We start from the raw sequence: 21,889 nt of genomic DNA on the forward strand, positions 1-21,889 counted from the left end.
AAAGAGTAGGAAGTTAACTTCCTACTCTTTTAGCCAATATAAGCGCAGGAATTAATGAAAATCATTCAGTTTACGCTTGATAGCAAGCAAAAAAAATTAACCCTTAATTTTGATAGTAACCTTCAACTTAGTTTCTCCTTTGAATACCTAAGAGTATTTTCTCCCGTAGAAACGAAAGCTAAAAATGGCGTTAAAATACCAGAAGTGTTTCATAAAAAAGACGTGCTATTAACTGATATTGAACCGCTAGGTAAGCATGGCCACCGCTTAGTATTTGATGACAAGCACGGCGCTATTTTCACTGACCAAACATTCAAAAATCTCTTTGATAATTACGACATTAATTGGCAAAGCTATTGTTCAAGTTTAACCACAAGCCAAAATAGAGAAGCGTCGATTAGTTTTGTTGAAGTGAAATAAAATAAGTTAACACGAACATTCAAGATGGCTTTTATTTAGCGAACTTTGCCTAGTAATAACTAGACAGAGATAACGTTTTCTCTTGAAAACACCTGTTCGGTATCTTCAAGAGAAAAGTATATTTCTAAACTTTAAACTGACTCACTTCATTATTCAACACTGCCGCTTGCTGAGATAACTCTTCACTCATTTGTGCATTTTGATGAGATATTAGCCCGGCTTGTTCGGCGACGTCTCTTATCTCAACCACATGTTGATTAACTTCAGAAGCGACCGTACTTTGCTCTTGAATGGCTGATGCTATAGCTGTATTCATTTCCATGATGGTTGAAACATCATAGGTTATTTCTTCTAGCATTTTACCCGCTGAGCTTGCTTGGTCAGCGCTGTCTTGGCCTTGTGTTCGACAAATAGCCATATGAGAAACAATTTCTTTGGTTCGTCCTTGCAATGAACTAATAATCGTTTCAATTTCTTGTGTCGAATCTTGAGTCCGACTGGCTAATGTTCTAACTTCATCAGCAACCACAGCAAAGCCACGCCCTTGTTCTCCCGCCCTGGCAGCTTCGATAGCCGCATTTAACGCCAGTAAGTTTGTTTGCTCTGCTATGCCTCGAATAACATCTAATACTGAACCAATAGTATCGCTATCTTTAGCAAGTTCGTGCACTATATTTTCTGACTCCCTTAACTTTTCAGAAAGCTCATCAATTTTCGCAATAGTTTGCTCAACCCCTTCTTTACCACTAATCGCATTATTATTGGTTGCTTCAGCTTTACTCGCAGCGGCATTGGTATTATTAGCAATTTCATCAACGGTCGCAACCATTTGAGTCACCGCGGTAGCGACCATATCCGTTTGTTGAATTTGTGAGTCGACACCGGCATTAGCAAGGTGAATATTTTTTGATAAACTATCTGTTGCTTCGTGCACAGTATCAACAGAAAGGTTAACGGCCGTAATTAAGTTTCTAAACTTACCCAGCATATTATTAAAAATAGTGGCCATTTCGCCGAGTTCGTCATCACTGTGAGTAGATACGGTCAACGATAAATCCTGAGTATCAGCCACTTTTTTCATGGTCTCGTTTAGCTGATTTATGCTTAATAAAATACTTCTACTGACAAAAAAGGCAAAACTGATGGCAATAAGTAATATGATAAAAAAGACACTGTAGGCAACCAAGTCAACAAATTTGGTGTGCTCAACAACCTCATTTTTACTCAGTAAAACAAGTTTATCTAAAATTTCATCCACTTGATGAACAGCGTTGCGCATATCACCTTTTAAACCTTCTTTAGCGGTGAAACCAAGCCGTTTTTGTCCGGCAACAAAGTCTGTAAATGCTTGTTCATAGAGAGAGATATTATCAATAGCTTGTGATTTAGCATCAGTGGATAAATCGCTTACGTTTATGTCTTGAACAAAAGAGCTGGCATTATTATTCCAACGGTCGACGTATTTCGCATCAAGACGTAACATAAAGTCTTTCTCATTGCGTCTAAGTTGTAGCATATTGCTCAGCAATTTATAGTCACTATTACCAATCGACTCTTCAACTACATGAACAGCAGATCTTAATGAGCCGTATAGACCGTCGGTTGAAGATAAACCAAGATCTTTTTGTGCATCAACTAAGTCTTTAAAGAACTGTTGATAATCATTTAGCACAGCGCGAAGCTTATTTAATTCAGGAAGGTCTTTGCCTATCGTTTCGTAAGCTTGCTCAAGTGAACCAATATTTCTTATAAGCTCAGCATAATTTTCACTAAACGCCTCAAAATACTTGATATCTTTTCTAGCTAAAAAATCCTTTTCATTACGACGCAACTGTAAAATTTCGGTTTCGATATTGCCAATTTCTCGAGCAATTTTTATATCAGTTTCCAAAGACGACATAGTAAAATTAAGTAAGCCCAACATAAAGACCATTGATAAAACCAAAATACCGGTGTTAGCAATAAGCTTGTGCTTGATTAGCATAAAGGAGATCCTAAAAATATTAATAGATTGATATTTTTAGTATAGGTAGAAAATTAAAATTTGAAACAAATTTATAGGTTTTTTTTATATGAAATAATAAGATGATAATTATCGGGCAAAGTATTTTTTCAATGCTTCTTCGGGTATAGGTTTACTGATGTAATATCCTTGAACAGCATCACAGCCAATGTTGCGTAATACCCTTAGTTGTTCTTCGGTTTCAACTCCCTCGGCTAAAACACGCTTACCTAAACCATGAGAAAGCTCAACCATAGATTTAACAATCGTTAAATCTGAATCATTACTTGCGACTTCTTCAATAAAACTTCGATCAATTTTAATTTTGTCGATCGGCAGTTTACGCAGGTATGCCAATGAGGAATACCCTGTACCAAAATCATCAATTGAAACTTTTATGCCCATATTTTGCAAAATAACAATGGTATTCATTGCTGTTGCGATTTCAGTCATCACAACATTTTCGGTAATTTCTAAATCTAAACATCTTGGTGTAATTTGATATTTAAAAAGTAAGGCTTGGATATTTTCAATCAATTTTGGATCTTGAAATTCAACGGCGGTAATATTAACCGCTATGGTCACTCGTCGATGATATTCTTTTTGCAAACGTGCAATAGTTTGGCATGCTCGTTCAAGCACATAACTGTCTAGCTCACTAAGCAGGTTAAGCGATTCAATATCAGGTAAAAAACTTGCGGGTTGTAATAAACCACGTTCTTGGTGTTGCCAGCGAACAAGCGCTTCGAAGCCTTCTATACGATTATTTAATAAGTTAAGCTGTGGTTGAAAATAGAGTACAAATTCATTGTTTTCAAAACCATCGCGAATTTCTTTTTCCATGGCAAGTAATCTTCGACCATGCGATTGCATTCCCGTTTTATATTTGACCGTCGCCACATTTTGACTTTCAGCTTGCGCTAAGGCTAAATTAGCTTTCTGCAATAAATCTTCAGCTAATAGCCCATCCCCAGGATATAAACAATAACCAACAGAGCATTGTAATAATACTTTATGTTGTTTGATATGGTACGCCCGACTTATTAAGCCGTGTAAATGTTCTATTGCAGCCGCTTGTTGCTTTTCGTCAACACCATCAATAATAAAAGTAAAAGAATCACCACTTAATCGTCCAACCACCTGGGGTAAAAATATACTTTCATCAAGTCTACGCGCTATTTCACCCAAAATAGCATCCCCAACCTTAAGCCCGTATGTATCATTGACAAATTTAAAGCCTTTAATATCTAGTAAAAAAACCGCTAAATTTTGTTGATTACAGGCGGTTTTTTCGATGATTAATGGCAGCTTTTCCATGACTTGTTGTCGGTTTAACGCCCCGGTTAATGAATCGTGCTTACCTAAATATTGAGCCTTATTCATCGCAGAGGTCGCAATACTTCGCTCTGCCCCTTGCATCCAAATAAGCATAGTAAATGCTAATAAAGTAAAGGCACCCAAATCAAAATAAATCAGTACTTCTGCTAATGGCCTAAACCAATACTCATTGATAAGTACAATAGAAAGAAAAGAAAATAAAACGTACCTGCCCCCCATAATAAGACTATAAATAATAAAAACATATGCAGAAAAATATTTTTTTGGCAAGTTATATAGATAAAAGGCCGTTAGCAATAAACTGCAGCCCATCACAAATGCAGGTAAACTCTCTCGCAGGTAAAAGCGGTTATAAACCTCGTTAACATCAAATCCATAGAGTAACGTTGCCGTTAGTGCGAACAAAGTACTGAGTATAAAGCTGCTATTGGTGATTTTTTTAGAAATATTTTTTTTTGAAACTGCGCTATATATTCCGAGTAAAAGTGCGCAGAGATGAAAATAAAAACTAACTTGAATACCTACTGTAAGAAGAACTTTCTCTAAGGCGATAACACTGAGGTCAGTAAGTTGGGTTTCAATGGCAAGGCAAAGTTGATGGGCACTTAAAGAAAATAGGCTCACCGTCCAGTAGCTAACATACTGTCGACCTATCCCCCGATAATACAGCAAAAAAAATGTAGCAAGTAAGCCAAAAACTACGGCTTCAACAGAAAATAATAGACCGTGATAAAAGTCTTTCTCACCTACCATGTTATATTCTCTATTAAGTTGCGGGCGACCATTAAATATTCTTTTGCTTAGCAATACAAGACAGTCGCTATTATTATTTGCTGATTATACGGTTATTTACCATTGAATATATTTCACACAACGTTTGTACATCGAGCTATACTAACAGCCAATAGATTAAATTTTTTCACACTTTATGTTTACTGTTGCCGTGAGCAAAAATTTAGTAGCATAGGTATAAGCATTCAATCATAGCATTAAGGAAAAATAATGGAATACAACACCTCAGAGCTTTGTAATATTTATGCCGACCTAATTGATGTTGTTGATCCTATCTTTTGTAATTATGGCGGGCGCAGCTCTTTTGGTGGTCAAGTTGTTACCATTAAGTGCTTTGAAAATAATGGCTTAATAGCACAAATTGTAGCGACAGATGGACGAGGAAAAGTACTTGTTATTGATGGTGGTGGCTCAACACGTAGGGCACTGATTGATTTTAACATTGCTGAACAGGCCGCTAACAATGCTTGGGAAGGAATTGTTTGCTATGGAAGTGTCCGCGACGTAGATGCAATAGAAGAACTCGACTTAGGTATTCAAGGCTTAGTCTCTATTCCTGTCGGTGCTAGCGACCAAGATATTGGCGAAAGTGATTTAGCAATAAACTTTGCTGGGGTAACATTTCTCCCTGAAGACCACATTTATGCTGACAATACTGGTATTATTTTGTCACCAGAGCCGTTAGACATTGAATAAATCATCTAGACTTTATATTCAGTAAGTTACGCCCACTGACTTAAATTGGGCTCACTTAGCTGGCTCACTATGTGGATATTGTTCGAGCCAACGTCGCGTCCAAATTTCAATTTCATCAAAAACAACCCCACGACTTAAATATCTACCCTGAGCATATTCACCACCCATTGATATAAATGCTTGTTCAATATTACTGTTATTAATTGAGGTGCCAATAAGGGGGAGTTTCATTGCCCGGGTTAAATTGATGAGCGCATTAATAATGGCATTATCTGAGCTACCACTCTCAATGTCATTCTCACTATTACCCAACAAGCCACAATTAATTTTTACTTGATGGATACTCAGCTTTCGTAAGTATCGTAATGATTCATAGCTGCCTGAAAAATCCCCTATCGCGATCTTTATATTTAAAGATTTCAGCTGATCAATGATCGCTTTTGCTCTTTGGCTAGCAGATAAAATTAGCGCTTCTTTAAACTCGATAATTAAAGAATTTGTATTAATACTATATTCTTTAGCTTGCAAAACAATGTAGTCAATTAATGCCGGTTCAAGTAACTCTTTACTAGCAAAGGTAATGGTTACTGGCTTTTCAAAACCTACCTTTTGTAATTGAGCAATGGCCTTACATGCTTCAACAATCATCTGCTTTGTTAATAGATAGATATCGCCACTATGCTCGGCAATATCGACAAATTGGTTGAGTACACGAGGTGTTTGATCACCGCAATACCAATGCACCTCCATGTGAAAGCCTACTACTTTTTTATTTGCTAGACCTATTTGTGGTTGTAAATACCAATGTAATTTTTCATCGGCTATATCTTGTTTTAATTGTTCCATACGCTGTAATTGTTGTTCGGTATAGAGTGCACTATTGTGGTCAAAGTAACTAACAACTTGTTGAGTTTGTTCTGAAACGAGTAAGGCATCTTCAGCAAATGAAATAACCTCACTGACACTATGACTGTATTCACCCATATAAGCAGCACCAAAAGCCAATTCGAAATTGAGAGAAAAACTTTTAAAACTCATTGCACTGGGCACAGCAGCCATAAGCTCACGGCAAAGCTGGTCAACTTTAGTATGGTCAGGATAGTTGTCAGTACTCAAGTCTAGCACCACTAAAAAGTGTAACCCTTGTAGCCGAGCGATTTTTATCGGTGATTGTTCATCTGAAAAGTTAACTAATAAAATATTTTCAGCGACTTTTTTCTGTAAACAGTACGCTAATTGTAATAATAAAATATCAGAATTATGGTGACCTAAAACGGTGTTAACCGCTTGAAAGTTTACCGGCTTAAAAACAATACTCACAAAGCGACTTTTAGGCTTCTGCTTTATAACATTGTCTAGTTTTTCCAAGGCTTGCTGATAACAGGGTAAATTTGTTGCTGGGTCTAACAAATATGCTGTTGATATTTTTTGACGAATATCATCGCTATTATTAAGTTCGACGCGAATGGCTTGCACTAAATACCAACAACCATTGACCAAAGCGGCTAGATAAGAAATAACGATTGCCGACACTAACCAAACAACACTGATAAAAGCATTTAACCACGCGAAAAGAATAACCACGAAACAAAGATGTATAAACCACTGTGCCGTTAATCTCACACTACTAGGCTCTTTAATTTTTTTTGATGAAAGCACCGTAACGCCAGCACATGCAAGCACCAGTAAACTTGCCGCCAGCCAGGCTAAATAACCATCAATATCGGGTAAAAACCATAAACTAAAAACAAAAGATACCGCTGTTGCGACAACAATAAAATTGATTAAATAATTTACTTTTTCTGCCGGTTGAGAATAAGTGCTTCGTAGCCAAAAAAATAACACCGAAGAAAAAATCATGGCTGATGAAAGTATCAATTCACTTTGATAGCTTTTTGGATAAGCCAAGGCATAAAGCATCAATAAAACACTCAGAGAAATCAGTAAGGGGTAACGAAGACGAATGTTTTTTAAGGGCTTAACTAAGGCGATAATTAATATAACAGGAAACATTAACCCCAAAACAAAGGCAATATTAAATTCAGTAAAAGAAAAAGAGGCGGCTTGTGCCGTACTCGAAAATAAAAACAAGCTTAACACTACCATAAAAAAACCAGTGAGTGATAAGCGCGCCGAGCGAAAGTGTTTCATATAAAGCCTTTTACCTAATGACAACAAACCTATACGACTGATGAGTTTAACTAGGAAATTAGATCAATTATTGCAATGCCAAACAGGGTTTATAGCTAAACACCATTAGACGAACCTGCGTATTGAAGTAGAACGGATATATATTAAGACTAAGCAATATAGTGAAGTTTGTATAGGGTGTTTTTAACTAGGCTTATCGCAGAAAAAATTATCGCCTGAATATAAGCCCATTTAATGAAATTAAATGGCTTTATTACCCGCTACAAATAATTCACTCAGTGGGTTTACGCCAAATTGATAACAAAGTTCCGCTGGTTGCTCTATATTCCACAAGGCAATATCTGCATCAAAGCCAAGCGCAAGCTGACCTTTATTAGCTAAACCGAGTGCTTTAGCACCATAACAAGTAACACCAGCTAGTGCTTCTGCCGGTGTTAATCGAAAGAATGTGCATGCCATATTAAGCATCAGTTGAATATTATGAATGGGTGAGGAACCGGGGTTTGCATCGGTAGCAATCGCCATTGGCACTTGATACTTGCGTAATAATTCCATTGGCGGTAATTGTGTTTCACGAAGAAAATAAAAGGCTCCGGGTAACAGTACTGCAGTCATGTCTGCATCTTTCATGGCTTTAATACCGGCTTCATCTAAAAATTCGATATGATCAGATGAAAGCGCATTATATTTTGCCGCTAATGCGGTAGCGCCTAAATTTGATAATTGCTCAGCGTGAACTTTTATCGGTAGATGATGCTTTTGAGCCGCAGCAAAGACACGTTCTGTTTGTACTAAACTAAAGCCAATACTTTCGCAAAAAACATCAACCGCATCGGCTAATTTACCTTTGGCAATAATGGGTATCATTTCATCACAGACTAAGTCGACATATTCATCGGGATTATCTTTGTATTCAACAGGTAAAGCATGTGCGCCAAGGAAAGTCCGCTTAATAGTAACCGGCAGCTTTTCAGCTAACTGCCCTGCTACTTTAAGCATTTTAATTTCGTTTTCTGTATCAAGACCATAACCCGATTTAATTTCAATACTGGTCACACCTTGTTGATGTAATGCAGTTAACCTGGGTAATGCACTGGTTAATAATTCACTTTCACTGGCTTTGCGTGTGGCAGATACTGTTGAGACTATGCCTCCGCCGGCATTAGCAATTTCTTGATAACTTTTCCCGAGTAAGCGCATTTCAAATTCATTGGCTCGGTTACCGCCATAAACGATATGTGTATGACAATCAACGAGTCCGGGCGTTAACCATTTACCTTTTCCATCAATAACCCGTACTGATTTTTCATCATATAGGGGTAAAGAAGTTTCAGCACCTAACCAAGCAATTTTACTTCCACTTATTGCTAAAGCACCATTTTCAATCGCACCATAGCTGTTAGCGCCATCAGTCATAGTCGCTAGATTTACATTAATGAAGAGAGTGTGCCAAGTAGAAGAATTAATCGTCATAATAGATCCAAAAGGTGATTTTAACGCTAAACTTTTAACCAGCGTTTATATCAAAAGATGGCGGCATTATAAGCGTAGTGTTTGATTGCTAATAACGCTACTTTACGCGATAGAGAATAGACAAGCAAGCTTGTATATACAACTATTGACATCAGCACTAATAAATGAGATTGTATATACAAGTTATAGCGTTAAGACGACAACAGTCTTATAAACAATAAACCTAGCGAATTAACATGACTAAAGTAAAAACAGCAAAATTTACCGTAATAAAGCAGCATATTTGCCAAAAAATTGAATCTGGCGAATGGCAACAACATGCAAAAGTCCCTTCTGAAAATGAACTCGCGGATCAATTTTCAGTAAGTCGTATGACAGCAAGACGTGCTTTACAAGAACTTACCGAACAAGGACTATTGATTCGTTCGCAAGGCTCAGGCACTTTTGTTGCAACGTTTAAGTCACAGTCTTCGTTATTAGAAATTCGTAATATCGCTGATGAAATTCAAGAGCGAGGTCATCGACATCACGCTAAACAGCTGACCTTAAAAGCGGTTGCTGTTAACGAAGAAATCGCTATTTTACTTAACTTAAAAACTAATTCAATTAATAGCGTGTCAGTTTTTTATTCTGAAGTACTGCATTTTGAAAATGATCAACCGATTCAACTCGAACAACGTTTTGTTAATAGCGACTTAGTAAAAAATTATTTACAGCAAGACTTCACGCAAATAACGCCTCACGAATATTTATCAAGTGAAGCACCATTAACAGAAGCAACACACGAAATAGAAGCTGTATTAGCAGAAGCCTATATTTGCCAATTACTTCATATAGAAGAATCAATGCCTTGCTTACAAGTGAAACGTCGTACTTGGTCAAGTAAAGGGGTGGTCAGTTTAGCGACCTTAACCTCTCCGGGTAATAAGTATCGTTTAGGCAGTCACTTAAAATTCTAAAGAAATAATCATCCTTTTTACAACCCATAGTTAGGAAAACATCATGACTATCGAAAATACCTCAATAGACCCAAGATTAGATACAAGCCGAGTGATCAGAGCCGATCGTGGTAATAAAATTACCGCAAAAAGTTGGTTAACCGAAGCGGCTAAACGCATGTTAATGAATAACCTTGACCCTGAAGTTGCTGAACACCCGCAATCATTAGTGGTCTACGGCGGGATCGGCCGTGCCGCACGCAACTGGGCTTGCTATGACAAAATTATTGAAGTATTAAATCGTTTAGAAGATGACGAAACCTTAATGGTGCAATCAGGCAAGCCGGTTGGTGTATTTAAAACCCACTCAAATGCGCCACGTGTTTTAATTGCTAACTCAAACTTAGTGCCAAATTGGGGTAATTGGGAACACTTCAACGAGCTCGATAAAAAAGGCTTGATGATGTATGGCCAAATGACTGCGGGTTCTTGGATTTACATTGGTTCACAAGGTATTGTTCAAGGTACTTATGAAACCTTTGTCGCAATGGCTAAGCAACACTTTGGCGGAAGCGCTAAAGGTAAGTGGGTACTTACTGGTGGGTTAGGCGGTATGGGCGGTGCACAACCTCTCGCAGCAACTATGGCTGGTTTTTCAGCATTAGTGGTTGAATGTGATGAAACCCGAATCGACTTTCGTATCAAAACTCGTTATGTAGACAAAAAAGCAAAAACGCTAGATGAAGCTTTAGTCATAATAAACGAAGCATGTGCTAGAGGTGAAGCGATATCTGTTGGTTTATTAGGTAACGCCGCTGACGTTTTTCCTGAGTTAGTAAAGCGTGGTATCACACCCGATGTAACCACAGATCAAACATCAGCACATGATCCATTAAATGGCTACCTTCCACAAGGTTGGACCATGGAATACGCAGCAGAGATGCGCTTAAAAGACGAAGCTTTTGTAGTAAAAGCAGCGAAAAAATCAATGGCGATACAAGTACAAGCCATGCTCGACTTACAAGCGGCAGGTTCTGCAACAACAGATTATGGTAACAACATTCGTCAAATGGCTTTAGATGAAGGGGTGAAAAATGCTTTTGATTTCCCCGGTTTTGTACCTGCATATGTTCGTCCCTTATTTTGTGAGGGCATAGGTCCTTTCCGCTGGGTAGCATTGTCTGGCGATCCAGAAGATATCTATAAAACAGATGCAAAAGTTAAAGAATTGATCCCCAATAATCCTCATTTACACAATTGGTTGGATATGGCTCGTGAGCGTATCGACTTTCAAGGTCTACCAGCACGTATTTGTTGGGTCGGTTTAAAAGACCGTGCGCGTTTAGCGTTAGCCTTTAACGAAATGGTTAAAACTGGCGAATTATCTGCCCCCGTTGTTATCGGTCGAGATCACTTAGATTCAGGTTCAGTTGCTTCACCAAATCGAGAAACTGAAAGTATGTTAGATGGGTCAGATGCTGTTTCTGATTGGCCATTACTTAATGCCCTACTTTCAACGTCTGGTGGTGCTACTTGGGTAAGCATACATCACGGAGGTGGTGTTGGTATGGGCTTTAGCCAACATTCAGGTGTGGTTATTGTTGCTGACGGAACTGACGAAGCAGCACAGCGTATTGGCCGCGTTTTATGGAACGACCCTGCGACAGGTGTTATGCGTCATGCCGATGCGGGTTACGATATAGCCGTTGATTGTGCAATAGAGCAAGGCCTTGATTTACCTATGATTGAAGGCGCTAACGGTAAGTAACTTTTTCTTCGTGGCTGACGTAATGACTTAATGCAGCCACATTAAAGAAAACTCATTTAATGAATTAATTAGAATTAACGAGAAATACATGTCAGATATAAGCACATTAAACATTATTCCAGGGCAATTAACCCTAGCGCAATTACGCAACGTCGTTAAATACGAAGGTATTCAATATAGCCTTGACGAGAGTGCCTTTGATGCGATTCATCAAAGTGCTGAAGCGGTACAACAAGTTATCCGTGAAAACCGTGTCGTTTATGGTATTAATACCGGCTTTGGCTTATTAGCCAGCACACGCATAAAGACAGAAGAGCTAGAATTATTACAACGCTCTATCGTACTTTCTCACTCAGCGGGTTTTGGCGAATATATGGAAGATGCCACGGTACGCTTAATGATGGTATTAAAAATCAATTCATTGTCACGTGGCTTTTCAGGTATACGTTTAAAAGTCATCCAAGCCTTAATCACTCTGCTTAATGCTGAAGTTTATCCTTGTGTACCCAAAAAAGGTTCAGTTGGCGCATCTGGCGATTTAGCACCACTTTCACATATGGTTTTACCTTTACTAGGTGAAGGTGAAATGTCGCATGACGGTGAAGTCATTACCGCCCTTGAAGGTTTAAAAATTGCAGGTCTTGAACCGGTAACACTTGCCGCGAAAGAAGGTTTAGCGCTACTTAACGGTACACAAGCATCTACGGCTTTTTCTTTGGAAGGTTTATTTCACGCTGAAGATTTATTTGCTGCTGCTGTGGTTATTGGCTCAATGTCTGTTGAAGCCGCATTAGGTTCACGTGCCCCTTTTGACGATCGCGTTCACCAAGTACGTGGGCAAATAGGCCAAATAGATGCAGCAACCGCTTACCGTTATGTTTTAGATACAAACTCTGAAATTGGTGGCTCTCATGTTGATTGTGAAAAAGTACAAGACCCTTATTCATTACGTTGTCAGCCACAAGTGATGGGAGCATGTTTAACACAAATTCGTCAGGCTGCTGAAGTGCTTCATATCGAAGCCAATGGAGTAACGGATAATCCACTGGTTTTTGCAAATGAAGGTGATTTTATCTCGGCAGGTAATTTCCACGCTGAACCTGTCGCTATGGCTGCTGATAATTTAGCCCTCGCCATTGCCGAAATAGGTTCGTTGTCTGAACGTAGAATGGCACTATTGATTGATGCAAACTTAAGTAAACTCCCTCCATTTCTTGTAGATAACGGCGGTGTTAACTCAGGTTTTATGATAGCTCAGGTGACCTCAGCAGCTTTAGCATCAGAAAATAAATCGTTAGCTCACCCTGCTTCGGTTGACAGTTTACCAACATCGGCTAACCAAGAAGATCATGTATCGATGGCTTGCTTTGCTGGTCGTCGTTTAGCTGATATGGCAGAAAATACCAATGGTGTCTTGGCCGTAGAGTATTTAGCCGCCGCGCAAGGTTTAGACTTTAGAGCTCCTCTTAAAGGTGCTGAAAAAGTTGAATTAGCCAAAGCTATTTTACGTCAAGAAGTAAGCTTTTATGATAAAGATAGATACTTTGCACCCGATATTGCAGAAGCCTCAGATATTATTGCTGATGGTGAATTAAATCAATTAATACCCGCTGGTATACTACCAAGCTTCTAGTATTTAATAAAAATATAAATAATAAAGCCCGTTAATGAAAGTTCACGGGCTTTATATGTTCAGGATGAACGGTATGCTGTGATCACATGGATGTAAAAAGTAAAGCAACGTATATTTCTGCTAGGTACGCGCATTCACCTTATTAATACTTTCCTGTATATCAATTTTTGAAACAATAATATCAGAGCCAGACTAACGTAAGGGAGTTACCTAATAACCTAGACTTAACTAGGAAATATAATTCAACAACAAACTTGACATAATATGTCGTACTTGCTAACTTTATTTTTACAGAAGTGATCATAAATTTTACCTCTTCATAATAATATAACAACAGTATCTATATTTTTTTAACCTGTTAATCTATTAAAGCATTAATGACAAGGAGTTAGCGGTGGAGTACATACTTTTATTTGAAACGTGGATTGTTCTAGCCATATTATTTGCTTGCGCAGAAATTTTTGTTCCCGGTGGTATCCTCTTAAATTTAGGTATTGCCTCATTATTAGTCGCTATTGGTGTACAACAACAATTACTCGATACTTGGACTCTGACTTTAACGACTTGGTTTATTCTTGCTTCATTTCTACTATTTGTACTTTATTTTGTCACTGAGCGGTTTTTCAGTGGTGAATATACCGTTGAAAATATTTATGAAGAACTAGACATTTATGGCAAAGAAGTAACGGTTATAGAAAAAATTGGACCAGGGACTCATGCTGGTCGTGTAGAATTTCAAGGCACTACTTGGACCGCGCTGAGCGACGGTTCAGAGTTACCCAAAGGTAGTCACGCCACTATTGTTTGTAAAGAAAATATCTCTCTGGTTGTTGAACCGATAAAGTAACAACAACAAAACTATCATTCTAACTAAAAATATGGGAGCAACCTATGCTAGCCACACTCACCTTTGTCTTTCTTGGATTACTGTTTATTGTTGTCAAACTGGTCCTTATTGTGCCAATGAAAGAAGTTTGCATTATCGAACGTTTAGGTAAATTTCGCGCAATAATGCAACCTGGATTACATTTTCTTATTCCTTTTATTGACCGTGTCGCTTACCGTCATGAAACAAGAGAACAAGTCTTAGACATCCCTTCTCAAAGCTGTATATCTCGCGATAATATTCAAATTGAAGTCGACGGCTTAGTTTATATTCAAGTTATGGACGGTGCCAAAGCCAGCTATGGTATAGAAGATTACCGCCGAGCTTGTGTAAATTTAGCGCAAACCACTATGCGAAGTGAAATTGGTAAGCTAAAACTCGGACAAACGTTTTCAGAACGAGACACCCTTAACGAAACGATTGTCCGTGAAATAGACAAAGCATCAGATCCTTGGGGCATCAAAATGTTGCGTTACGAAGTTAGAAATATCACCCCTTCTGCTAATGTCATTCATACCCTTGAAAAACAGATGGAAGCCGAGCGAAAAAAACGTGCTGAAATTACTTTAGCTGAAGCTGACAAAGAATCGACAATAAATTTATCAGAAGGTGAGCGCCAAGAAGCCATTAATATTTCAGAGGGTGATAAACAACGACAAATTAATGAAGCACATGGTTTTGCAAAAGAAATTGAAATACTAACGCAAGCCACCGCAGAGGGCATGAACATGATTGCCAAAGCGTCAATGACTCCGGGTGGCGACAAAGCGATAAAAATGCGTTTACTAGAGCAATTCATTAAACAAACTGGGTCTATTTTAAAAACTGCAGATGTCTCAATTATGCCCGCTGAAATGGCGAAATTAGAAGGCTTTTTCGAAGGCATGGACAAAGTAACGCAAACCGTTCAAGGAGCAAAATAATGATCCAGCAAACTATAAGTAATATGGGTGGCAGTAACCTTGATATCGTGGTGCTAGCTATTTGGGGCGCTATATTTCTCTTTCTAGCCTACAAGTTCGTACAAGCTATTTGCTTAGTACCAACAAAGTCTGCCTATGTCGTTGAACGTTTAGGCAAGTACCGCTGTACCTTAGAAGCAGGCTTTCATCTTTTATTGCCATTTATTGACCGTGTGGCTTTTATTCAAGATTTAAAAGAAGAAACAATCGACGTACCACCACAAGAATGTTTTTCAAAAGACGAAGTCAATGTTGAAGTTGATGGCGTTATTTACATCGAAGTCATTGATTCATTAAAAGCAAGCTACGGTATCACTGACTATCGTTTTGCCGCGATGCAATTAGCACAAACCACCACGCGTTCTGTTATTGGTACCTTAGACTTGGACAGAACTTTTGAAGAGCGTGATGTTATCAGTGCTAAAGTGGTAGAAGTATTAGATAAAGCCGGCGAAAGTTGGGGAATACGTGTTCATCGCTATGAGATAAAAAATATAACGCCACCTGATACCGTTAAAAATGCCATGGAGTTAGAAGTTAATGCGGAACGTGAACGCCGGGCAATTCTAGCAAAAAGTTTAGGAGATAAGGCGAGTCGAATTAACCGTTCAGAAGGCTTAATGACTGAAATGATCAATATTTCAGAAGGTGAAAAACAACGTCGTATAAATTCTGCAGAAGGTAAAGCGGCACAAATAATTGCTATTGCGCAAGCAACGGGGGATTCAATCACTAAAATAGCGATTGCCATTGAGCAACCGGGTGGGCAACAAGCACTTGATTTACAATTAACCGAGCAGTACCTTCAGCAAATGCAAGGCTTAAGCCAGGCAAACAGAAAAGTTATTTTACCGGCAAACTTGCTTGATTTTAACCAGTGGTTAGCCGTATCAGGTATTAAATAACAGCTAAGCTTAAAAATAGTAGAATAAATAAAGCACGTAGTTGACTCGCTTTTTAACTACGTGCTTTGATAGATGAATGGCATTATGTTACTCACTTGAAAATAAAAAAAAGCCAATGAGTAACACCATAACCACTGAGCCCACCACAAAAACATTATTACCCATCGTGAGTTTTTTTTCCGCTAAACCTATTCGTATTTTAGTGATGGCAATATAAATAATGGCCGCAATTAAAGCAGTAATAAAATGAGTAAGTAAGGTGTTCAGTTCGCTATTTTGTTGCCACAAAAACACAACGCCTCGTTTGTTAACAAAAAATAAGTTTAATAACGAAATATGCAACCATAGAACAAAAAACAACTGAGTGGCTTTGTTGGTTAACCAAGCTTTAAGCATCTTATAACCCTGCAACCGATTTATATAACCAAACAATTAAATCATCATGAGTAAATTGATAAGTAAAACTATTACGCAGTTTTTCATCATTAATACGTTTACCAAAACGCATTGATGTTTCAAACGAGAACTCTGGCAGCGGCAAATTTAAAGCTTTAGCAGCCGCATGGTAATAATGTTGTTTAGACGTTTCCGTAGCGCTGACCGCGTTATAAATACCCCTAATGTTTTCATCTTTAATGATCTCCATTAAAACACCAACCGCATCGTCCTGATGGATTAGATTGATAAAGGCTTGTGGGTCAGAAAGTAATTTTCTTCCTTGTAAAAACCTACCGGGGTGGCGCTCAGGCCCAACTAATCCGGCCAAGCGCAATATAACTGTTTCGCCTGAAAAGGCCTCTGCTGCTTTTTCGGCGCGAATAAGAGTAGCCACTTTATCAGCGTTCATATCTAGCACTGATTGTTCATCAACTAAACCTGACAAACCATTATAGACAGCAGTACTACTTAACAAGACAATTTTTTTTACACGCCCTAGTTCAGCCATTTCAATTAACTGGGCAACTTTTTCAGGGTAATCGCTTCGCCCTTGGCGGATCTGTGGTGTTATAGAAATAATAAGCGTATCGTGACCAAAAACACTTAACACTGTTGATTTAGGATCTTCAACAGGTAAAATCAAAAGCTCTGTATCTATTTGCTCTTTAGCTAGTCTTTGCTTTTTCTCTTCACTTTGTACCGTTACAGTGACGCGATATTCTTCTCTCAACAATTGCTTTGCTAAAGCGTGGCCAAGCCAACCACAACCTATAATCGCAACATTTTTTACCATCGTATTCCCTTAATTTATTAACGATTCTTTTGATGATATTCTTTAATTTTACTGACAACGTCTGTTGAAATAGTATTAGGAACTGGTATAGAAAGATTATACTGTAATATTTTCCAACCATCAGACGTCAACTTAAGCACACCAGATCCCCGACATTCGCCATAGTGACTATTGTCGAGTAACTCGTCAAAAAACGCCAATTGTTCGCTATTATTTACTGATGCAATAAGCGTAATATTTCTTTGACGAGATTTATAGCGCCAACCTTGTCCTTGACTGAAATAAGGAGTAACAAACTCAGTAAATTGTTTTTTTGTCCAGCGCTCTTGACCATCAGTGCCTAAAAATACGGCTTGTTCATCAAGTAAATCAAGATAAATTTTTTGGTCAGCATCGCCAGCAGCTTGATGAAAAGTATCTAGCACTTTATCTATGTCGCTGTTTGCAAATACACTGGCGTTAAAAAGACAGAGGCCTATAAGACAAACTATAATTTTTATCATGGTATCAAATCCTAAATTTGGCTCATTTTGGTAGAACAAAATATAAGCCATTAAAAGTTGCGGCTACCTTTTCTCCACTCATTACCTGAACTTCAACGCAGAGTTTTATTTTCTGCTTGGTCACTAAGTTATCAATACTGCCAGAGCTTAACGAGCGTCCTGTTTTTGCAAAAGCTATTCCTGCTATTGGGCTATGATATCTAATCTTGGCATCAGCTAACACTATATTACCCATAAGATTTTTCTGTTCCATTAACAAATAAACCCAGCCCCATCCCGTTAATGTTGCTAATGTGTAGATACTGCCCGCAAACATAGTATTGTGTAAATTTTTATTAAAAAGCTCATCACAAGTCGTGACTAAATTTTGTTGATCATAATAACCAACCGTCACTTTCATCGCTTTGCTCATTGGTATAGTGCTATGCCAAGTATTTTGCAGTGCTGTTGATAGTTCATTATAATGAAAATCATCGCTTACCAGCGTTTTTTCCATATTGAAATGCTTAATTTTATTAAATAATAAGTGCGAAAAGCCAATGTTTTTATAAGATTGTTTTTCATAGAAGCTGATCGCTTGTTCTCGCGCTTTCAAAGAGAGCTTAGTGACACCTAAACGGCTCGCAAACTGTTCAAGGGCGAGTATTAACTGCTGCCCTAACCCTTTGCCCTGAAAATCATCAGCAACCGCCATATAACGAATTTGCCCTGCTAACAAGCTACAAAAGTGAAGACGTGCAACAGCGATAATATTACCTTTATCATCAAAAATGGCTCGATGAATCGCTTGTTTTTCCAAGTCATCTTTTTCACTTCCTTGTTTTTGTTGTGATGGTTTACGTAATATTGTCCAGCGTAAGTGGTAGTATTGGTCAAATTCTTGCTGGCTTATGGGTGCTCGACACTCAAACATTGGTTATGCTTACCTATAACAATTAAAAAGATTCGTTCGTATACGCTATTATGAAATTAGTTAAAAATATCCAACAGGGTCAATTAAGTTACTACACGCAAAATGATGACTCCATTTCGGTGAGTGAAAACCAACACTATCGTTGGTTAGCTTTTGATAATGTCGTACAAAGCATGATGCTAAAGCGCAAGCCCTCACAACTTACATTTCCTCATCAAATCAGCTTATTATCACCTTTACTTTTTTTTCGCCCTAAAAAAGTTGTGGAATTTGGCTTAGGTGGTGGCAATTTAGCACGATTTTTATTGCATTATTTACCTGATTTAACCTTACACACCATTGAATATTCACAAGAAGTTATTGAATGTTTCGAACGCTTTTTTAATCCACAAGCTACCAAGGTTAATTTGCATCATTGCTCGGCACTAGATTGGCTTCATCACCATAAAAAAATGAAACCTGATTGGTTTATTTGTGACATTTACCATAAAAATCAGTCTATTAACGACTCATTGATTTTAACCAAAAATATCTTAAAAAAAGTGGACGAGCGAGCTGTTTTATCACTTAACTTGCCAAGCCCATCAAACGAAGAAATTAATTATTTTCTCGCCGAGTTAAAAGTACTCGCTCCAACTAAACAGCTAGTGTACTTTCATATTCCTCATTACTTAAATGTTATTATTCATTTACTGCCCTACGATATGTTAAGTCAAGCTGAAGAGAGCTTACTTGCTAACACCGTGCTACCCGCGAGAACATTTAAACGCTGGCGTAAATATTGGCGACATGGCATGCAATAGTTCATTGCGCTTAGCAAGTGAGTGTAAAGGTAACGGGACCATCATTCACTAGTGCTACTTTCATATCAGCACCAAACTCGCCTGTAGGCACGGCAAAACCATGACCACGCAATTGTAAACAGAAATAATTATATAGTGGGATGCTGACTTCTGGTTTAGCTGCAGAAGTAAAGCTTGGACGCATACCTGAACGCGTATCGGCGGCTAGTGTAAATTGTGAAACAACTAAAATTTCTCCGTCAATATCGCTAACATTTAGGTTCATTTTTCCTGCTTCGTCTTCAAAGATACGATAACCTGCAATCCGTTGCGCTAATCGTTTCGCTTTAGTTTCGTTGTCGTCAGGCTCAATGGCAAGTAATACTAAAATCCCTCGATCAATTTTTCCTATCACTTGTTGATTAACCGTAACGCTTGCTTGTGAAACTCTTTGAATAACTGCGATCATTTTATTGCTCGGCTAGAAAATTTGCCATAGTATCGCTCGCTCGACAAAATGCATCAATAGTTTGTCGCTCAAAACCACTATGTCCTGCACAAGGCAAAATTTGTAATTGCGCGTTATCCCAAAATTTAGTCAGTGAAAAAGCATTATCAAGCTGACAAACCATGTCGTAACGGCCATGAAGAATAATCGCAGGGATCGCGGTTAGTTTATCAATATTTTCTAAAATGTAATTCTCATTGATAAAACAATCTTGAGTAAAGTAATGACTTGATACCTTTGCCATGCATAGAGCTTGATGGGCGTCATCAACATGCGCCAGACCTATATGGTGATGCTCAAGGGTTGATAACCTTAATTCCCATAATGTCCAAGCTTTACTGGCCGAGATCACCGCGACCTCATTACTTGAATTGAGTACTTGGTGGTAACCTGACAGTGGAGAATGTTGTAGCTCGGCTGGTAAGTGTTCAACAAATTCTTGATAGTACTCTGGGAAAAAGTTTTTTGCCCCCTTCTGACTGTAAAGCCATTGGTATTCAGATCGAGTCCCGAGGAATACACCACGTAAGATAAAAGCTAAGATTTTATCTGAATGAGCGATACCATAGGTTAGTGCTAAAGTTGTTCCCCATGAGCCACCACAAATTAACCACTGTTCAATATTTAGGTGTTGACGAATAACTTCGATATCGTCAATTAAATGAACGGTGGTATTATCTAGTACGGACGGAGAGGGCTTTGAGCGACCACAACCTCGCTGATCAAATAAAATAATACGATACAGTTCAGGATCAAAATAACGCCGATGGTTCTCGCTTGAACCGCTACCAGGACCACCATGAAGGTATAACACAGGTATTCCTGTTGGGTTACCCGACTGCTCAAGATATATTTGATGCTGCCCCCCAACAGGTAACAACTCTTCAGAATATGTTGCTATTTTAGGATATAAAGACCGTGACATGTATTTACTCTGTTTATTGAGACCATAAATAATATTATGGCGCAAAATATTAAAAACTGTCAGTTTCAAACAAGCCTTTATAAATTAACTTATCTGATGCTTATCTAAGTGTTCTCTTTGGTGATCTTCTGGTTTAAAATTTTCTAAGCTGACCGTAAACAATGCACCGAAAAGCACGACTAGCCAAGATAAATACACCCATAAAAAAAGAATCGGAATACCCGCTAGAGCACCGTAAATAGCCTCATAAGAAGGGAGTTGCGTGATATAAAAAGCAAAGCCTTTTTTTGCAACTTCAAATAAAAGTGCCGCTAATGTTGCACCAAACAAGGCATGTTTAAGCGGTACCACTTTATTAGGCACCACCATATATAAAATAAGGAATGCGCCAATCGAAGCAAAAATAGGCAAAGCTCTTAACGCTATATTGGTAAGGCCGAAAACGTCATAATTCCCTATCGATATCAAAGAAACAATATATGAAGTTGCCGCTATACTACTGCCCATTAAGACAGGTCCAAGAGTCAGTACCATCCAGTACATAGAAAAAGCGGTAACAATGCGTCTTTTGGTTGTGACCCGCCAAATTTTATTTAAGCTGGTGTCAATGGCAGAAATTAGCAATAGGGCAAATAAGAATAAAAAACTAATGGCGATAGCTGACATCTCTGAAGCATTCGTGACAAAACCGGTAATATGTTCTTTAACCACATCACCCGCAGCAGGCATAAAATTTTGATAAACAAAATTTTCAATAATTTCTTTAATATCAGTAAAGATAGGAAAAGCGGTCATAACTGACAACATGACTACAATCAAAGGCACCAGCGACATCAAGGTTACATAAGATAAGTAACCGGCAGTAATGTGTATTTGCTCTTTTAATATTCTATTTATAAAAAACAAACAAAAGTGCCAAATAGTCTGACTTTGCTGGTTGTTTTTAATGCTTTTAATCCAGTTCATTACAAATTAGTTATTATCTTATGGTGTACAATATATTATGATAATTGCTAAGCAAGTGATAGTGATAATAATCGTAATAAAATTTAACGTAGGAGTA

20 protein-coding genes are annotated in these 21,889 nt (G+C 38.1%); 9 read left to right on the forward strand and 11 right to left on the reverse strand.

The window, feature by feature from the left end:
* Nucleotides 1-54: 54 nt before the first annotated feature.
* Entirely contained in the window at nt 55-420 is a 366-nt protein-coding gene (locus H4J56_RS06640) for a gamma-butyrobetaine hydroxylase-like domain-containing protein (RefSeq protein WP_182222523.1), read from the forward strand.
* Nucleotides 421-544: 124 nt separating this feature from the next.
* Here the strand turns inward: H4J56_RS06640 and H4J56_RS06645 are convergent, their stop codons facing one another.
* Nucleotides 545-2,404, reverse strand: coding sequence for a methyl-accepting chemotaxis protein (locus H4J56_RS06645; RefSeq protein ID WP_182259053.1), 1,860 nt, complete (start codon nt 2,402-2,404; stop codon nt 545-547).
* Nucleotides 2,405-2,512: 108 nt separating this feature from the next.
* Nucleotides 2,513-4,513 (reverse strand): bifunctional diguanylate cyclase/phosphodiesterase, encoded by a 2,001-nt coding sequence (locus H4J56_RS06650; protein WP_182259054.1) that lies wholly within the window; start codon nt 4,511-4,513, stop codon nt 2,513-2,515.
* A gap of 249 nt (nt 4,514-4,762) precedes the next feature.
* Here H4J56_RS06650 and rraA point away from each other — a divergent pair, with 249 nt between their 5' ends.
* The gene (rraA, locus tag H4J56_RS06655) at nt 4,763-5,248 is read left to right on the forward strand and encodes a ribonuclease E activity regulator RraA (RefSeq protein WP_070375007.1); all 486 of its coding nucleotides are present in this window, start codon (nt 4,763-4,765) and stop codon (nt 5,246-5,248) included.
* Nucleotides 5,249-5,299: 51 nt separating this feature from the next.
* On the opposite strand, the gene H4J56_RS06660 is transcribed toward rraA, so the two are convergent.
* Complete coding sequence (locus tag H4J56_RS06660; RefSeq protein ID WP_182259055.1) at nt 5,300-7,399, reverse strand: EAL domain-containing protein; 2,100 nt, start codon at nt 7,397-7,399, stop codon at nt 5,300-5,302.
* 240 nt (nt 7,400-7,639) lie between these two features.
* Complete coding sequence (gene hutI, locus H4J56_RS06665; protein WP_182259056.1) at nt 7,640-8,872, reverse strand: imidazolonepropionase; 1,233 nt, start codon at nt 8,870-8,872, stop codon at nt 7,640-7,642.
* 236 nt (nt 8,873-9,108) lie between these two features.
* Here hutI and hutC point away from each other — a divergent pair, with 236 nt between their 5' ends.
* The 6 genes from hutC (at nt 9,109) to H4J56_RS06695 (ending at nt 15,964) form a co-directional block, all read left to right on the forward strand.
* On the forward strand, nt 9,109-9,831 hold the full coding sequence (gene hutC, locus H4J56_RS06670) for a histidine utilization repressor (RefSeq protein WP_182214766.1): 723 nt from the start codon (nt 9,109-9,111) through the stop codon (nt 9,829-9,831).
* Between the two features lie 64 nt (nt 9,832-9,895).
* A complete protein-coding gene (gene hutU / locus H4J56_RS06675) occupies nt 9,896-11,578 on the forward strand; it encodes a urocanate hydratase (protein WP_310733832.1) in 1,683 nt (560 codons plus the stop codon).
* 88 nt (nt 11,579-11,666) lie between these two features.
* A complete protein-coding gene (gene hutH / locus H4J56_RS06680) occupies nt 11,667-13,211 on the forward strand; it encodes a histidine ammonia-lyase (protein ID WP_182214769.1) in 1,545 nt (514 codons plus the stop codon).
* A 394-nt stretch (nt 13,212-13,605) separates the two neighbouring features.
* Nucleotides 13,606-14,058: an NfeD family protein gene (locus H4J56_RS06685; protein WP_182214770.1), complete on the forward strand. Its 453-nt coding sequence runs from the start codon at nt 13,606-13,608 to the stop codon at nt 14,056-14,058.
* Nucleotides 14,059-14,102: 44 nt separating this feature from the next.
* The gene (locus H4J56_RS06690; protein WP_070375014.1) at nt 14,103-15,020 is read left to right on the forward strand and encodes a slipin family protein; all 918 of its coding nucleotides are present in this window, start codon (nt 14,103-14,105) and stop codon (nt 15,018-15,020) included.
* Nucleotides 15,020-15,964, forward strand: a complete 945-nt coding sequence (locus H4J56_RS06695) for an SPFH domain-containing protein (protein WP_259364904.1) — start codon at nt 15,020-15,022, stop codon at nt 15,962-15,964. Before H4J56_RS06690 ends, H4J56_RS06695 begins: the two co-directional genes overlap by 1 nt.
* 87 nt (nt 15,965-16,051) lie before the next feature.
* Here the strand turns inward: H4J56_RS06695 and H4J56_RS06700 are convergent, their stop codons facing one another.
* Genes H4J56_RS06700 through H4J56_RS06715 form a run of 4 tightly spaced genes read right to left on the reverse strand, consistent with a single transcriptional unit; the run spans nt 16,052 to nt 18,611 of the window.
* Nucleotides 16,052-16,360 (reverse strand): hypothetical protein, encoded by a 309-nt coding sequence (locus tag H4J56_RS06700; protein ID WP_182214772.1) that lies wholly within the window; start codon nt 16,358-16,360, stop codon nt 16,052-16,054.
* 1 nt (nt 16,361) lies between these two features.
* Nucleotides 16,362-17,195, reverse strand: a complete 834-nt coding sequence (locus H4J56_RS06705) for an SDR family oxidoreductase (RefSeq protein WP_182259058.1) — start codon at nt 17,193-17,195, stop codon at nt 16,362-16,364.
* 17 nt (nt 17,196-17,212) lie between these two features.
* Complete coding sequence (locus H4J56_RS06710) at nt 17,213-17,698, reverse strand: nuclear transport factor 2 family protein (RefSeq protein WP_182222516.1); 486 nt, start codon at nt 17,696-17,698, stop codon at nt 17,213-17,215.
* A gap of 22 nt (nt 17,699-17,720) precedes the next feature.
* The gene (locus tag H4J56_RS06715) at nt 17,721-18,611 is read right to left on the reverse strand and encodes a bifunctional GNAT family N-acetyltransferase/hotdog fold thioesterase (RefSeq protein ID WP_182259059.1); all 891 of its coding nucleotides are present in this window, start codon (nt 18,609-18,611) and stop codon (nt 17,721-17,723) included.
* Between the two features lie 50 nt (nt 18,612-18,661).
* Between H4J56_RS06715 and H4J56_RS06720 the strand changes: the two genes are divergently transcribed.
* Nucleotides 18,662-19,414 (forward strand): spermidine synthase, encoded by a 753-nt coding sequence (locus H4J56_RS06720; RefSeq protein WP_182259060.1) that lies wholly within the window; start codon nt 18,662-18,664, stop codon nt 19,412-19,414.
* A 10-nt stretch (nt 19,415-19,424) separates the two neighbouring features.
* On the opposite strand, the gene dtd is transcribed toward H4J56_RS06720, so the two are convergent.
* From dtd to H4J56_RS06735, 3 genes are all read right to left on the reverse strand, one after another.
* Nucleotides 19,425-19,862, reverse strand: coding sequence for a D-aminoacyl-tRNA deacylase (gene dtd / locus H4J56_RS06725; protein WP_182229886.1), 438 nt, complete (start codon nt 19,860-19,862; stop codon nt 19,425-19,427).
* A 1-nt stretch (nt 19,863) separates the two neighbouring features.
* Nucleotides 19,864-20,826 (reverse strand): prolyl aminopeptidase, encoded by a 963-nt coding sequence (pip, locus tag H4J56_RS06730; RefSeq protein WP_182222512.1) that lies wholly within the window; start codon nt 20,824-20,826, stop codon nt 19,864-19,866.
* Between the two features lie 84 nt (nt 20,827-20,910).
* Nucleotides 20,911-21,792, reverse strand: coding sequence for a virulence factor BrkB family protein (locus tag H4J56_RS06735; RefSeq protein WP_182214782.1), 882 nt, complete (start codon nt 21,790-21,792; stop codon nt 20,911-20,913).
* Nucleotides 21,793-21,889: the final 97 nt, after the last annotated feature.

The sequence above is a fragment of the Colwellia sp. BRX8-4 genome (assembly GCF_014077345.1).
Taxonomy (GTDB): domain Bacteria; phylum Pseudomonadota; class Gammaproteobacteria; order Enterobacterales; family Alteromonadaceae; genus Colwellia_A.

What these genes read in the sequence shown, in the direction of transcription:
- H4J56_RS06640 (WP_182222523.1), top strand. Translation starts at nt 55, where the DNA reads ATGAAAATCATTCAGTTTACGCTTGATAGCAAGCAAAAAAAATTAACC.
- H4J56_RS06645 (WP_182259053.1), bottom strand. Translation starts at nt 2,404, where the DNA reads ATGCTAATCAAGCACAAGCTTATTGCTAACACCGGTATTTTGGTTTTA.
- H4J56_RS06650 (WP_182259054.1), bottom strand. Translation starts at nt 4,513, where the DNA reads ATGGTAGGTGAGAAAGACTTTTATCACGGTCTATTATTTTCTGTTGAA.
- rraA (WP_070375007.1), top strand. Translation starts at nt 4,763, where the DNA reads ATGGAATACAACACCTCAGAGCTTTGTAATATTTATGCCGACCTAATT.
- H4J56_RS06660 (WP_182259055.1), bottom strand. Translation starts at nt 7,399, where the DNA reads ATGAAACACTTTCGCTCGGCGCGCTTATCACTCACTGGTTTTTTTATG.
- hutI (WP_182259056.1), bottom strand. Translation starts at nt 8,872, where the DNA reads ATGACGATTAATTCTTCTACTTGGCACACTCTCTTCATTAATGTAAAT.
- hutC (WP_182214766.1), top strand. Translation starts at nt 9,109, where the DNA reads ATGACTAAAGTAAAAACAGCAAAATTTACCGTAATAAAGCAGCATATT.
- hutH (WP_182214769.1), top strand. Translation starts at nt 11,667, where the DNA reads ATGTCAGATATAAGCACATTAAACATTATTCCAGGGCAATTAACCCTA.
- H4J56_RS06690 (WP_070375014.1), top strand. Translation starts at nt 14,103, where the DNA reads ATGCTAGCCACACTCACCTTTGTCTTTCTTGGATTACTGTTTATTGTT.
- H4J56_RS06695 (WP_259364904.1), top strand. Translation starts at nt 15,020, where the DNA reads ATGATCCAGCAAACTATAAGTAATATGGGTGGCAGTAACCTTGATATC.
- H4J56_RS06700 (WP_182214772.1), bottom strand. Translation starts at nt 16,360, where the DNA reads ATGCTTAAAGCTTGGTTAACCAACAAAGCCACTCAGTTGTTTTTTGTT.
- H4J56_RS06705 (WP_182259058.1), bottom strand. Translation starts at nt 17,195, where the DNA reads ATGGTAAAAAATGTTGCGATTATAGGTTGTGGTTGGCTTGGCCACGCT.
- H4J56_RS06710 (WP_182222516.1), bottom strand. Translation starts at nt 17,698, where the DNA reads ATGATAAAAATTATAGTTTGTCTTATAGGCCTCTGTCTTTTTAACGCC.
- H4J56_RS06715 (WP_182259059.1), bottom strand. Translation starts at nt 18,611, where the DNA reads ATGTTTGAGTGTCGAGCACCCATAAGCCAGCAAGAATTTGACCAATAC.
- H4J56_RS06720 (WP_182259060.1), top strand. Translation starts at nt 18,662, where the DNA reads ATGAAATTAGTTAAAAATATCCAACAGGGTCAATTAAGTTACTACACG.
- dtd (WP_182229886.1), bottom strand. Translation starts at nt 19,862, where the DNA reads ATGATCGCAGTTATTCAAAGAGTTTCACAAGCAAGCGTTACGGTTAAT.
- pip (WP_182222512.1), bottom strand. Translation starts at nt 20,826, where the DNA reads ATGTCACGGTCTTTATATCCTAAAATAGCAACATATTCTGAAGAGTTG.
- H4J56_RS06735 (WP_182214782.1), bottom strand. Translation starts at nt 21,792, where the DNA reads ATGAACTGGATTAAAAGCATTAAAAACAACCAGCAAAGTCAGACTATT.